This is a genomic window from Micromonospora sp. NPDC002717 (assembly GCF_040295705.1).
Lineage (GTDB): Bacteria > Actinomycetota > Actinomycetes > Mycobacteriales > Micromonosporaceae > Micromonospora.
In genome coordinates this window covers 122,292-134,784 of record NZ_JBEOVW010000005.1, presented here as the reverse complement: position 1 = coordinate 134,784, position 12,493 = coordinate 122,292, and the positions used below count along the sequence as shown (strand labels likewise).

The 12,493-nt window shown below is 74.7% G+C and carries 11 protein-coding genes; 5 read left to right on the top strand and 6 right to left on the bottom strand.

Annotated elements, in window-relative coordinates:
- Positions 1 to 83 precede the first annotated feature (83 nt).
- The gene (locus ABT006_RS10120; protein WP_350704846.1) at positions 84 to 947 is read right to left on the bottom strand and encodes an aminoglycoside phosphotransferase family protein; all 864 of its coding nucleotides are present in this window, start codon (positions 945 to 947) and stop codon (positions 84 to 86) included.
- 7 nt (positions 948 to 954) lie between these two features.
- Complete coding sequence (ftsY, locus tag ABT006_RS10115) at positions 955 to 2,142, bottom strand: signal recognition particle-docking protein FtsY (protein ID WP_350704844.1); 1,188 nt, start codon at positions 2,140 to 2,142, stop codon at positions 955 to 957.
- Between the two features lie 151 nt (positions 2,143 to 2,293).
- On the opposite strand from ftsY, the gene ABT006_RS10110 reads away from it, so the two are divergent.
- The 4 genes from ABT006_RS10110 (at position 2,294) to ABT006_RS10095 (ending at position 5,666) form a co-directional block, all read left to right on the top strand.
- Positions 2,294 to 4,006 (top strand): alkaline phosphatase D family protein, encoded by a 1,713-nt coding sequence (locus ABT006_RS10110; RefSeq protein WP_350704842.1) that lies wholly within the window; start codon positions 2,294 to 2,296, stop codon positions 4,004 to 4,006.
- Between the two features lie 24 nt (positions 4,007 to 4,030).
- Complete coding sequence (locus ABT006_RS10105) at positions 4,031 to 4,471, top strand: MarR family winged helix-turn-helix transcriptional regulator (RefSeq protein ID WP_350704840.1); 441 nt, start codon at positions 4,031 to 4,033, stop codon at positions 4,469 to 4,471.
- Positions 4,472 to 4,537: 66 nt separating this feature from the next.
- Complete coding sequence (locus tag ABT006_RS10100) at positions 4,538 to 5,032, top strand: universal stress protein (RefSeq protein ID WP_350704838.1); 495 nt, start codon at positions 4,538 to 4,540, stop codon at positions 5,030 to 5,032.
- Between the two features lie 112 nt (positions 5,033 to 5,144).
- Positions 5,145 to 5,666, top strand: a complete 522-nt coding sequence (locus ABT006_RS10095) for a DinB family protein (protein WP_350704836.1) — start codon at positions 5,145 to 5,147, stop codon at positions 5,664 to 5,666.
- On the opposite strand, the gene ABT006_RS10090 is transcribed toward ABT006_RS10095, so the two are convergent.
- Positions 5,653 to 6,660 carry an ArsR/SmtB family transcription factor gene (locus tag ABT006_RS10090; protein WP_350704834.1) on the bottom strand — a complete coding sequence of 336 codons (1,008 nt, stop codon included), beginning with the start codon at positions 6,658 to 6,660 and terminating at the stop codon, positions 5,653 to 5,655. The genes ABT006_RS10095 and ABT006_RS10090 overlap by 14 nt on opposite strands.
- Before the next feature lie 76 nt (positions 6,661 to 6,736).
- On the opposite strand from ABT006_RS10090, the gene ABT006_RS10085 reads away from it, so the two are divergent.
- The gene (locus ABT006_RS10085; RefSeq protein ID WP_350704832.1) at positions 6,737 to 7,684 is read left to right on the top strand and encodes an SMP-30/gluconolactonase/LRE family protein; all 948 of its coding nucleotides are present in this window, start codon (positions 6,737 to 6,739) and stop codon (positions 7,682 to 7,684) included.
- A gap of 55 nt (positions 7,685 to 7,739) precedes the next feature.
- On the opposite strand, the gene ABT006_RS10080 is transcribed toward ABT006_RS10085, so the two are convergent.
- The 3 genes from ABT006_RS10080 to ABT006_RS10070 all read right to left on the bottom strand — a co-directional run bounded on the left by ABT006_RS10080 (position 7,740) and on the right by ABT006_RS10070 (position 12,484).
- Positions 7,740 to 8,363 (bottom strand): HAD family hydrolase, encoded by a 624-nt coding sequence (locus ABT006_RS10080; protein ID WP_350704830.1) that lies wholly within the window; start codon positions 8,361 to 8,363, stop codon positions 7,740 to 7,742.
- Positions 8,363 to 11,977, bottom strand: coding sequence for a chromosome segregation protein SMC (gene smc, locus ABT006_RS10075; RefSeq protein WP_350704828.1), 3,615 nt, complete (start codon positions 11,975 to 11,977; stop codon positions 8,363 to 8,365). Before smc ends, ABT006_RS10080 begins: the two co-directional genes overlap by 1 nt.
- Positions 11,978 to 12,289: 312 nt before the next feature.
- The gene (locus ABT006_RS10070) at positions 12,290 to 12,484 is read right to left on the bottom strand and encodes a hypothetical protein (protein ID WP_091096806.1); all 195 of its coding nucleotides are present in this window, start codon (positions 12,482 to 12,484) and stop codon (positions 12,290 to 12,292) included.
- Positions 12,485 to 12,493 lie beyond the last annotated feature (9 nt).

Here is a 12,493-nt window from a genome sequence, read left to right as displayed (position 1 = left end):
ATTTCCGGACGGTGACGCCTTGTTTCGGACGTGTGAAGACAACCTCACCGCCGGCGGAAACGGCCCTCGGCGGCACGGACCGGTCAGCGCAGCGCGTACTCGAGGGCGTTGCGCTCGTAGTCGAGCAGCCGCAGGTCCCGCATCGGCCGGCGCAGGTGCCCCTTGTGCACGATCCGGACGAAGGCCGGCTCACCGGCGGCGGCCATCCGGCGGATGCCCTCGACGTGGTCCACGATCCGCTTGCGGATGGTCCGGATCAGCCGGTGCCGGTCCCGCGGGATCAGCCCGTACGCGTCGGCGAAGAGGCGCAGCCGGCGCGGCCGGTCGGGGTGCTTCCAGCCGAGCGTGATCGAGTCCCGGTCGGAGAAGATCGGCACCCACGTCCAGGCCGCGTACGCCACGTCGTAGATCCGGGCGCCGGGCGAGGCGAGGTCGAAGTCGATCAGCCCGAGGGTGCCGTCGGGCCGCCAGATGACGTTGTGCGGGGCGGCGTCATGGTGGCAGATCACCTCGGTGTCCGGCGGCGGCGGGCCGAACGAGCGCCACACCGCCCCCGGCGGCGGCACGAAGCCGTACTGGGCGTCGTGGAACATCCGCAGCATGGTGGCGACGGTCACCAGGGCCTCGTCGGTGACCCAGTGCGGGGCCAGCGGGTACTCCCCGCACTCCCCCTCCAGGTACGACAGGACCTCCCGGTTGCGCTCGTCCATGCCGAGCGCGCGGGGGGCGCCGGTGAACCCGACGTACTCCAGGTGGCGCAGCAGGGCGTGCACCGCGGGCGTCCACGGCCCGGCGTTGCGCCGGACCGTGTCGCCCACCCGCACCACGGTGCTGACGTTCCCGCCGTGCAGCGGGATCTCCTGCGAAGTCACGTACGGTCTCCCGAGGCGCTGCGACGGGTGGCTGGGGTCGCGCCACCCGGCGTAGGCGCGATCGTTGCTCGTCACTGCGAGGTTACGCGTCCCGGGCGAGCGGCTCGGTACCGAGCAGCGCGTCGACGAACTGCGCGGGGTCGAACGGGGCGAGGTCGTCCTTGCCCTCGCCGAGCCCGACCAGCTTCACCGGGATGCCCAGCTTGCGCTGCACGGCGATCACGATGCCGCCCTTGGCGGTGCCGTCGAGCTTGGTGAGCACCACGCCGGTCACGTTGACCACCTCGGTGAAGACCCGGGCCTGCTCCAGCCCGTTCTGCCCGGTGGTGGCGTCCAGGATCAGGATCGTCTCGTCGATCGGGCCGTGCTTCTCCACCACCCGCTTGACCTTGCCCAGCTCGTCCATCAGGCCGACCTTGTTCTGCAGCCGGCCGGCCGTGTCGATCAGCACCGTGTCCACGCCGGTGTCGATGCCGCGCTTGACCGCGTCGAAGGCGACGCTGGCCGGGTCGGCCCTCTCCGGACCACGCACGGTCTCGGCCCCGACGCGGCCGGCCCAGGTCTCCAGCTGGTCGGCGGCGGCGGCCCGGAACGTGTCGGCCGCGCCGAGGATCACGCTCCGGCCGTCGGCGACCAGCACCCGGGCGATCTTGCCGCAGGTCGTGGTCTTGCCGGCGCCGTTGACGCCGACCACCATCAGCACCGCCGGCACGCCGTCCTTGGGCGCGGTGTGCAGCGAGCGGTCCAGCGTCGGGTCGAGGGCGTTGACCAGCTCGGCGGCGAGCAGGGCCCGCAACTCGGTGCCGGACCGGGTGCCGAGCACCCGGGTGCGCTCGCGCAACCGGTCGACGATCTCCCGGGTGGCGTCGATGCCGACGTCGGCGGTGATCAGGCTGTCCTCGATCTCCTCCCAGGTGTCCTCGTCCAGGTGGTCGCGGCTGAGCAGGCCGAGCAGGCTCTTGCCGAAGACGTTCTGCGAGCGGGACAGCCGGGAGCGCAGCCGGACCAGCCGCCCGGCGGTCGGCTCGGGCACCTCCAGCACCGGGGCCGGGGCCTCCACGACCGGCGGCTCCACCAGGATCCCGGTGGAGATCTCGGCCTCCGGGGCCGCCACCGGCGGGCCGGCGAGACCCTCCTCGGCCCGGGTCTCGACCTCCGTCTCGGGCAGCGGCGGCTCCGGGCGCCGGCGCAGCCGCGGCACGACCAGCCCGATGCCGCCAAGGATCAGCACGCCGAGCAGGGCGAGTGCGATGAGGAGGTATTCGGTCATGCCGGAATCCTGTCAGATGCCGGCGAAGCTGTCCCAGCCACCGCTCCCGGCGGGCCCGTCCGGGAGCCGGCGGTAGGCTCGGTCACAGCCAGCAGTGGTGCGACCGCCGGCCGGGTAGTAGAAGTGAAGTCCGCTTACCTGGAGGTCGACCATGCCCGCGGCACACCTGCTCATCGGCCCGTTGCTGCGGCGGGTGGTCGGCACGCGGGCCACCGTCTGGGTCGAGACCAGCGCGCCCGCCGTGGTCACCGTCCGCACGGCCGACGGCGCCCGCGGCACCGCGCCCACCTTCTCCGCGTACGACCACCACTACGCGCTCGTCGTGGTGGAGGGGCTCACGCCCGACAGCGCCACCAGCTACGAGGTGCTGATCGACGACGAGGTCGCGTGGCCGGTGTCGAGCAGCGGGTTCCCGCCCAGCGTCATCCGCACCCGGGCGGCCGACGACCTCGACCAGCCGGTCCGGTTGATCTTCGGATCGTGCCGGGAGACCACCCAGCACGCCACCACCCGCCGGCTGCCCCCGGACGCGCTCGACGCGTACGCCCGGCGGCTGGCGGCCGACCCCGACCCGGCCGGCCTGCCCGACCTGCTGGTGCTCCTCGGTGACCAGGTCTACGCGGACGTGACCTCCCCCACGGTGCGGCGGCTGCTGAAGCGGCGCCGCCGGCGGCCCAGGGGCGCGCCCAGCGACCAGGTGGTCAGCTTCGACGAGTACACCAAGCTCTACCTGGAGTCCTGGCGCGACCCGGAGATCCGCTGGCTGCTCTCCACCGTGCCGAGCGTGATGATCTTCGACGACCACGAGATCATCGACGACTGGAACACCTCGGCCGCCTGGCGGGCGGACATGCGCGACCAGCCCTGGTGGGCGGAGCGGATCGCCAGCGGCCTCGCCTCCTACTGGGTCTACCAGCACCTGGGCAACCTCTCCCCCGACGAGATCGCCGCCGACCCGGTCTTCGCGAAGGTCAGCGCGGCGGAGGACGCCACCGGCGTGCTGCGCGAGTTCGGCCAGCGGGTCGACACCGAGGCCGACCTCGCCCACGACACCGAGCGGTGGCGGGCCGTGCAGTACCAGTGGAGCTACGCGCTGGACCTGGGCCGGACCCGGCTGGTGATGCTGGACAACCGGTGCAGCCGGGTGCTGGAGCCCGGCCAGCGGGCGATGCTGCCCCCGGGCGAGTGGTCGTGGTTCCTCGACCGGGCCCACGGCGTCTACGACCACCTCGTGGTGGGCGCCTCGCTGCCCTGGCTGCTGCCGCCGGGCATCCACCACGTGGAGGCGTGGAACGAGAAGCTCGCCGACTCGCGGCGGCGCGGGGTCGGGCGCCTGTCGGAGAAGCTGCGCCGGGGGCTGGACCTGGAGCACTGGGCCGCGTTCCGCCGCTCGTTCGACGCGCTCGGCGCGCTGTTCGCCCGGATCGGCAGCGGCACCCCCGGCAAGCCCGGCGACCGGGTCGGGGCCGGGCCGGCGTACGCGCCGCCGGCGTCGATCAGCGTGCTCTCCGGTGACGTGCACCACTCGTACGTGGCGCGGGCCCGGTTCGACGACCGGAGCGTGGTCACCCCGGTGCACCAGCTCACCTGCTCGCCCATCCACAACCAGGTGCCCGCCGGGATGCGCCCGCTGATGCGGCTGGGCTGGTCGTCCGGGCCGGCCGGAGCCGCCCGGGCGCTCGCCCGCTCCGCCGGGGTACGCCGCCCGCCGTTCCGCTGGAAGCGGCTGGCCGGCCCCTACTTCGGCAACGCGGTCGCCACGCTGGTGCACACCGGGCGGGCGGCCGAGGTGACCATCGAGGGCACCACCAGCGACGGCCACCTGCGCGAGGTGATGCGGCAGCGGCTGGCGCCAGGCGCCTGACACCGTCCGCCGTACCCTGACCACGTGGACGATCACCTGCCGGAGACGATGCGGGCGGTGGAGCACGAGCTGACCGCCCTGCTGCGCCGGGGGCGGGCCGTCTCCTCGGAACTCGCCCGGGAGGTGCACCCCGGCCTGGAGCCCGACGCGTACGGGCTGCTGCTGTGGCTGCGCCGGTGCGGCTCGGTCCGGCTCACCGACCTGGCCGCCCGGCTCGGCGTCGGCAAGGGGACACTGAGCCGGCAGATCCACGGTCTGGAGGGCCTGGGCCTGGTCCGGCGCGACCCGGACCCGACCGACCGGCGCGCGGCGCGGCTCAGCCTGACCGAGGAGGGGCAGCGCCGGTTCGACGCCGCGCAGGGCGGCCGGCTCGAACGCTTCCGGCAGACCCTGGGCACCTGGTCGGCGGCGGACGTCGGGGACTTCGCCCGGCTGCTGCGCCGCTTCAACGAGGAGTACTTCTAGGCCGCCGGAATAGGGCCGCGCCCGGCCCGGTTGTTGCCTAGGGCAACCGGAGAGGACGGAGCTGGCATGAGCACGGACGCGCCGGAACGGGAGGAGTACGGCCCGCGCACCCGGCCGGGGCCCTACGAGCGCGGCACGGACGGGCCGAGGGTCGTGCTGGTCGGCGTGGACGGCACCCGCACCTCGGAGCGCGCCGGCTGGTACGCGGCCGGGCTGGCCCGCCGGCAGGGCTCCGCCCTGGTGGTGGTCCACGTCAGCCCCGCACCCGGGCTGACCACCCTCGTGCCGGGCCTGGACGCCGGGGAGGTGCAGCGCTGCCACGACGAGCTGACGGCGGAGCTGCGCCGGGAGTGCCGGCGCGGCGCCGAGGAACTCGGCCTGCCGGTCACCTTCCTGCGCCGGCGCGGGGACGCGTACGCCGAACTGCGCGCGGCGGCCGACGAGTTCCGGGCCGACCTGGTGGTCGTCGGCTCCTCCGAACAGGCCGGGCACCGGCTGGTCGGCTCGGTCGCCACCCGCCTCGTCCGGGCCGGCCGCTGGCCGGTCGTCGTGGTGCCCTGACCCGTGGCGGCGCGGCGGCGAGCCGCGGAGCCCGGACAAGTCCTGACGCCGGGACGGGTCGCGGCGGATATGCGGTCGCGGATTGTCGGGCGGGCCGGCGAGGATGGCCGGCATGACCTGGAGAGCACCGGAGATCACCCGGACCCCCGAGCCGTACGTCGGCGACGAGCGCACCATCCTGGAAGGCTGGCTGGACTACCACCGGCAGACGCTGCTGCTCAAGTGCGCCGGGCTGACCGCCGAGCAGCTGCGGACGCCGAGCGTCGAGCCCTCCGGGCTGACCCTGCTCGGGCTGGTCCGGCACCTGGCCGAGGTGGAGGCCTGGTGGTTCCGGGAGAACCTCGCCGGCGAGCGCGTCGACTACCCCTACTTCACCCCCGACAACCCGGACGCCGACCACGACGTCAGCGCCGCCGACGCGGAGGCCGACCTCGCCACGTTCCACCGGGAGGTGGAGCTGGCCCGGGCCGCCGCGGCGGGCCGCTCGCTCGACGACACCTTCACCGAGGTCGGCCCGAAGCGCCGGACGTTCAACCTGCGCTGGGTCTACGTGCACATGATCGAGGAGTACGCCCGGCACAACGGCCACGCCGACCTGATCCGCGAACGCATCGACGGCGTCACCGGCGACTGATTCCCTCCGGGGACCGGACCTGACCGGCCCGCCCGGCGCGGAGCAGCTGTTCGCCGAGCGGGGTGAGGGCGTGCCGCACCGCGGAGCCGGTCCGGTGCGTGGTGATCAGTCCGGCCGAGCGCAGGGTCGCGGTGTGCTGGCTCGCCGAGGCGACCGAGATGCCCAGCGTCCGGGCGACCTGCGAGGTGCTGGGGCCGCCGACGATCGCACCCAGCACCGCCGCCCGGGTCCGTCCCAGCAGGTCGGCCAGCGGCTGGCCGGAGGTCAGCTCGCGCCGGGCCGGCCGGATCGGATAGGCCAGCACGAGCGGCCCCGCCGGATCGTCGAGGACGCACGGTTGCGGCAGGAAGTAGGACGGCACGAGGGTGACGCCCCGGCCGTCCGGCACCACGTCCAGTTCGGTGCCGAAGGCGCACTCGTACGACAGCTGGTAGCTCGCGCCGGACGACGTCCAGCGCAGGTACGGGCTGAGATCGCGGAGCACCCGGTCGATCCCGACGTCCACCATGGTGTGGCTCCGCACGGCGCGGTCCGCGTGCACCGTCGCGAGGATCGTCCGCCAGTAGGGTGCCACCGCGACGGTGTGGAAGGCCGCCATCGCCGCGCGGAGCCGCTGCCGCGCCGTGGGGTCCCCGGCGGCGAGAGCGGCGACCCGCGGCGGAAGGTCGCCGGCCTCGATCCGGGGCCGGAGCTCGGCGTCCAGGGTCGCCGCCGGGATGGCGGCCACCTCGTCGAACGCGGCGGCGACGTCCGCGTCGTGACCGGGCGGGGTGAGGAAGTCCGGCAGCCAGTAGGGAAGCCGGCACAGGTCCAGCAGGGGCCGCATCCCGGGCCGCAGCGCCGCGCGAGTGCGGGCCCGCCAGGCGGCGAGATGCTCCGGAGCGCCGGCCAGGAACACCCGTTGCCCGGCCGCGGCCACCTCCAGCAGCACCGACGGCGCCGAGCGCACCACGGTGCGGCTGAGATCCGCCGCGTTCAGGTGCAGGGTCAGCATGCCGCCGACGCTAGCCACCCTTTGGCCGTACCCGAAAGGGGTGGAGCCGCGCCCGGCCGGCCCGGACGCTTCGCTCATGAAGACCATCGTCACGACGGCCGTCGCGGCCGTCACCGCCCTGGCCGCCATCGTCCCGCAGCCCGCGCCCGGGCAGCGGCGACCCGGGACGTACGTCGTCTCCCGCGACCCGGGAACACGGCCCGAGGGCATCGCCGTGGCCCGCGACGGCGCCATGTACGTCACCAGCGTCTCCGACGGCGCGGTCTACCGCGGCCACGTCCACGACCGGGAGCTGCGGCCCTTCCTCCCCGGTGGCGCGGACGGTCGGACCCGTGCCGCCGGCGTGCGCCTGGACCGGCACGGGCGGATCCTCGTCGCCGGCTGGGACACCGGCGCTCTCTTCGTGCACGCCCCGGACGGCCGGCTGCTGGCCCGCAGGGTGGCCGCCGGAGCGGCCCTGAACGACCTGGCGGTGACCGACGACGCCGTCTACGTCACCGACTCGGCCGGCGGCGGACTCTGGCGCGCGGAGGTGGCCGACGGGTGGGTCGGAGACCTGGTTCCCTGGGTTCCGGCCACGGCCTTCCCGGCGGCCCCCGGCTTTCTCAACGGGATCGTCGTCACCGACGACGGCCGGGTCGCGCTCGTCGCCGACCAGGGCACCGGTGAGCCGGGCAGCGAGCGGCTCTGGCGGGTCGACCTGGTCGGCCGGACGGCCAGCGTCGTGGAGGTGGCCGGCGGGCAGTTGGGCGCCGACGGGCTGCTGCTCGACGGCGACCGCCTCTACGGGGTGGTGAACTTTCCCGACGGCGCGGGCGGCTGGAGCTTCGCGGTCAACCTCGCGCTGCTGGACGCCGGCCGCCGGACCGCCCGGGTGGTCGCGCAGTCACGCCCGACGGGCCTGGACCAGTCGCCGACCACCATCGCCCGGGACGCCGGCCGGCTGCTCTGGGTCAACAGCCAGCTCAACGCCACCGCCCCGGCGCCGCCGTTCACGGTGACCGAGGTGCCGGGACTCCGCTGACCGGCCCGCCCGATCCGGCGGCCTCGCCGGCTGCCGCCGGATCGCCCACCCGGCCTCAGTACGCCAGCGCCGCCCGCAGGTAGCGCAGGTCCTCGGGGCGGCCGCTCCAGCGGAGCGCCGACAGCCCGGCGGCCCGGGCACCGCGCACCGACCAGTCCTCGTCGTCGACGAAGAGCACCCGGTCCGGCGGGGTGGCCACCGCCCGGCAGGCGGCCTGGAAGTACTCCTTGGCCGGCTTGTTCACCCCGAGCCGGTACGAGTTGACCACCGCGTCGAACTCGCCGACCAGGCCGAGCGCGGCCAGGTCGTCGTCGAGCAGGTCGGTGGCGTTGGTGGCGAGGCCGACCGGGAGGCCGCCGGCGCGTACCCCGCGGACGAAGTCGAGCACCTCGGTGTCCACCTCGCCCCGGTATCGCTGCCACTGCTCGACCGCGGCCCGGGCGCGCTCCGGCCCGCCGGCCGGCCCGGCCAGCGCGTCGGCCACGCTGGTCATCCAGTCGGCGTGGCTGACCTGGCCGGTCAGCACCGGCTGGAGCCGCCCCCACTGCATGGCGATCTCGGTGAGTACGCCCTCGGACAGGCCGTACTCCCGCTCCACGCCGGCGGCCACCGCCGGGTCCCAGCGTCGCAGGACGCCGTCGAAGTCCACCAGGAGCGCCGTGGCGCGTTCCCGACCCACTACTCGTTCTCCTCGCCGCGGCCGCGCCGCTCGTCGTCCCCGTCGGCCCGGTTGAGCCGTTGGCTGATCACCTGGGTCACCCCGTTGCGCATGGTCACGCCGTACAGGGCGTCGGCGACCTCCATCGTCCGCTTCTGGTGCGTGATGACGATGAGCTGGCTCTTCTCCCGCAACTGGGCCAGCAGCGTGATCAGCCGGCCCAGGTTGACGTCGTCGAGCGCCGCCTCCACCTCGTCCATGATGTAGAACGGGCTGGGCCGGGCGCGGAAGATCGCCACCAGCATCGCCACCGCGGTCAGCGACCGCTCGCCGCCGGAGAGCAGCGACAACCGCTTGATCTTCTTACCCGGCGGGCGGGCCTCCACCTCGACGCCGGTGGTGAGCAGGTCCTCCGGGTCGGTGAGCACGAGCCGGCCCTCGCCGCCGGGGAAGAGCACGGTGAAGACCTGCTGGAACTCCCGGGCCGTGTCCTCGAACGCGCTGGCGAAGACCTCCAGGATCCGGTCGTCGACGTCCTTGACCACGGTGAGCAGGTCGCGGCGGGTGGCCTTGAGGTCCTCCAGCTGCTCCGAGAGGAACTTGTAGCGCTCCTCCAGCGCGGCGAACTCCTCCAGCGCGAGCGGGTTGACCTTGCCGAGCAGGGTCAGTTCCCGTTCCGCCTTGGCGGCCCGCTTCTCCTGCACCGGCCGCTCGTAGCGCACCGGCTCGGGCACCGGCAGGCCGTCCCGCTCGGCCGCCGCCACGTCGGCCTGGGTGGGCGGGACGGGCTGGTGCGGGCCGTACTCGGCGACCAGGGTCTCCACGTCCAGCCCGAAGTCCTCCGCGGCCTTCGCCTCCAGCTGCTCGATGCGCAGCCGCTGCTCGGCGCGGGCCACCTCGTCCCGGTGCACCTGGCTGGTCAGCCGCTCCAGCTCCGCGCCGAGCCGCTTGGCCGCGCCGCGTACCTCCTGCAGCTCGGCCTCGCGGGAGGCGCGCTCGCGCGCCACGGCGTCGCGGTGCTCCTCCGCCGCGGCGATTGAGGTGGTCAGCCGGGTGAGGGCCTCGCGGGCACCGCCCGCCACGGCCCGGGCGATCCCCGCGCCGCGGGTCCGCGCCGCCCGCCGGGCCGCCGCGCGTTCCCGCGCGGCCCGCTCGGCGGTGGCCTGCCGGCGCAGCGAGTCGGCGCGACCGGCGATCGAGGAGACCCGCTCCTCGGCCGTACGCACCGCCAGCCGGACCTCCATCTCGTTCTGCCGCGCCTGCGGCACCATCGCGGCGAGCTGGTCGCGTTCCTCGGTGGAGGGTTCCGCGTCGACCGGGGTCTCCTCGGCCAGCCGCAGCCGTTCCTCCAGCTCGGCCAGGGTGAGCAGGTCCCGTTCCCGGGCCGCCTCGGCGCGGGAACGGGACTCGCCGAGCCGGTCGGTCTCGGCCTTCGCGGAGCGGGCGGCCGCGCCCAGCTCGGCCAGCCGCCGGGCGGCGGCGTTGCGGTGGCTCTCCGCCTCCCGCTTGGCGGCGGCGGCGTGCTGCACGGTCTCCTTCGCGGCGGCCACCTCGGCGCGGGCGTCGACGAGCTGTTCGCGCAGCTCCGCGCCGGTCCGCTCGGCCGCGAGCCGGTTCGACCGGGCTTCCTCGACCGCCGCCTGCACCTCGATGAAGCTGGGCGCCTTGGCCGACCCGCCGGCCGCCGCGTACGCGCCCACCACGTCGCCGTCCGGGGTGACCGCGCGCAACTCGGGATTGCCGGCGACCACCTCGGCCGCGGCGGCGAGGTCGTCGACCAGCACCACGTCGCGCAGCGCCCGGTGCACCGCCGGTCGAAGCTGCGGGGAGCACTCCACCAGGTCGGGCGCCCAGCGGGCGCCGTCGGGCAGCTTCGGCCGCAGCGCGTCGGGGTGGGCGTCCATGCCCGGGCCGGCGGGGCTGCCGACCAGCAGGCCGGCCCGGCCGGCGTCGGAGATCTTCAGCAGCCGCATCGCCTCTACGGCCTCGTCGACGCCGCTGACCGCGACCGCGTCGGCGAGCCCGCCGAGCGCGGCGGCGAGCGCGGCCTCCTGCCCAGGGGCGACGGTGAGCAGCCCGGCCAGGCTGCCCAGCAGGCCCGGGACCTCGTCGGCGCGGGCCAGCAGCGCCCCTGCCCCGTCCTTGCGGCGCAGGCCCAGGGCGAGCGCCTCCTCCCGGGCCTTCCAGGTGGCGGCGTCCTTCTCCGCCGACCGCTCGGCGTCGGTCAGCGACCGCACGGTGGCCTGCGCCCGCTCCAGGGCGGCGGCGGCCTCGGCGTGCCGGGCGTCGAGGTCGGCGTTGTCCCGGTCGGCCTCGGTGGACTGCTCGGCCACCGCGTCGAGCTCGGCCTGCGCCTGCTCTGCGCGGGCGAGCGCGTCGGCGTGCGCGGCGGCGAGCCGTTCGATCTCCTCGCCCGCGCTGGTGGTCCGGGCCCGGGCGGAGTTGACCTGGCCGGTCAGCCGGGCCAGCCCCTCCCGCCGGTCGGCGATCGCCTTCGCGGCGGCGACCAGCTCGCGTTCGGCCGCGGCGAGCTGCCGTTCCAGCTCCTGGCGGTGCTCCACCGCCTCGGCGAGCCGGATCTGGTCGTCGGTGAGCGCGGCGCGCAGCTCCTCCTCCTGCTCGCGGACCCGCTCGGCCTCGGCCTCCAACTGGTCCGGGTCGCGGCCGGGGCGCTCGTCGTCCGGGGTGGCGCTGAGGTGGCGCAGCCGCTCCCGGGCGAGCTGCTCGATGGAGCGGAACCGCTCGGAGAGGGCGGAGAGCTTGTACCAGGTGTCCTGCGCGGCGGCCAGCAGCGGCGCGTCCTCGGCGAGGGCCGCCTCCAGCTCGGCGAGGCGGGACTGCACCTCGGTGTGCTCGGCCTCGACCTGCTCACGCCGCTCGCGCACCGCCGTCTCGTCGGCGATCTCCCGGTCCAGGGTGGTGCGCAGGGTGGCCAGGTCGTCGGCGAGCAGCCGCAGCCGGGCGTCGCGCAGGTTGGCCTGGATCGCGGCGGCGCGCCGGGCCACCTCGGCCTGCCGGCCCAGCGGCTTGAGCTGGCGGCGCAGCTCGGCGGTCAGGTCGGTGAGCCGGTTGAGGTTGGTCTGCATCGCGTCGAGCTTCCGCAGCGCCTTCTCCTTGCGCTTGCGGTGCTTGAGGACGCCGGCCGCCTCCTCGATGAACGCCCGCCGGTCCTCCGGCTTGGCGTGCAGCATGCCGTCGAGCCGGCCCTGCCCGACGATGATGTGCATCTCCCGGCCGATGCCGGAATCCGACAGCAGCTCCTGGATGTCGAGCAGCCGGCAGGAGTCGCCGTTGATCTCGTACTCGCTCTCGCCGGAGCGGAACATCCGGCGGGTGATCGACACCTCGGTGTACTCGATCGGCAGCGCGCCGTCGGTGTTGTCGATCGTCAGGGTCACCTCGGCCCGGCCCAGCGGGGCCCGGCCGGCGGTGCCGGCGAAGATGACGTCCTCCATCTTGCCGCCGCGCAGCGCCTTGGCGCCCTGCTCGCCGAGCACCCAGGCGATGGCGTCGACGACGTTGGACTTGCCGGAGCCGTTCGGGCCGACCACGCAGGTGATCCCGGGCTCCAGCTTCAGCGTCGTCGCGGAGGCGAAGGACTTGAAGCCCTTCACCGTCAGGCTCTTGAGATACACCTTCTCGATCCTCGTCCGGTGGCCGCCGTACCGTCGCCGGCTGCGCGGACCTGGGTGAACCCGCAGACTAACCCGGGACCGACGGCCGCCCGGCACGCGACCCGCCTGCCGGAGCGCCCGGCCGCACCGCGCGGCGGCCCACCGGGGTACGCCGGGCGGCGTCGGGAGGACCGTTTCCGCCGGTCCCCGACAGATCCGCACAAGATCGCGAATTGGTGCCGGCGAAAAGGGGCGTGGACAGAACTGCGCGCCGGCACAGAAGTGTCGGCGCGCTTTTTTGCGTGGTGCGATTCAGTTTTCCGATGCCGGAGCTCAGGTCAGCGCGGGCTCGGCCAGACGGAGCAGATCGTCCGCCTCCGCCGCAGCCGCCGCGAGCCGATCGTTCTCGGCACGCAACCGCGTGATCTCGAACTCCAGTGCCCGAACCGTGGCACGCAGTCGGGTGACCTCGTCGAGCAGGCGCCGATCGGGCGCCGCACCTACGTGGCCGTACAGGGCCTTCGCCATGATGACTCC

Bases quoted from the DNA above. Each gene is read 5' to 3' on its own strand.
- ABT006_RS10100 (WP_350704838.1), top strand. From the start codon at position 4,538: ATGAGCACGGACGCGCCGGAACGGGAGGAGTACGGCCCGCGCACCCGG.
- ABT006_RS10085 (WP_350704832.1), top strand. From the start codon at position 6,737: ATGAAGACCATCGTCACGACGGCCGTCGCGGCCGTCACCGCCCTGGCC.
- ABT006_RS10110 (WP_350704842.1), top strand. From the start codon at position 2,294: ATGCCCGCGGCACACCTGCTCATCGGCCCGTTGCTGCGGCGGGTGGTC.
- ABT006_RS10070 (WP_091096806.1), bottom strand. From the start codon at position 12,484: ATGGCGAAGGCCCTGTACGGCCACGTAGGTGCGGCGCCCGATCGGCGC.
- ABT006_RS10090 (WP_350704834.1), bottom strand. From the start codon at position 6,660: ATGCTGACCCTGCACCTGAACGCGGCGGATCTCAGCCGCACCGTGGTG.
- ABT006_RS10095 (WP_350704836.1), top strand. From the start codon at position 5,145: ATGACCTGGAGAGCACCGGAGATCACCCGGACCCCCGAGCCGTACGTC.
- ftsY (WP_350704844.1), bottom strand. From the start codon at position 2,142: ATGACCGAATACCTCCTCATCGCACTCGCCCTGCTCGGCGTGCTGATC.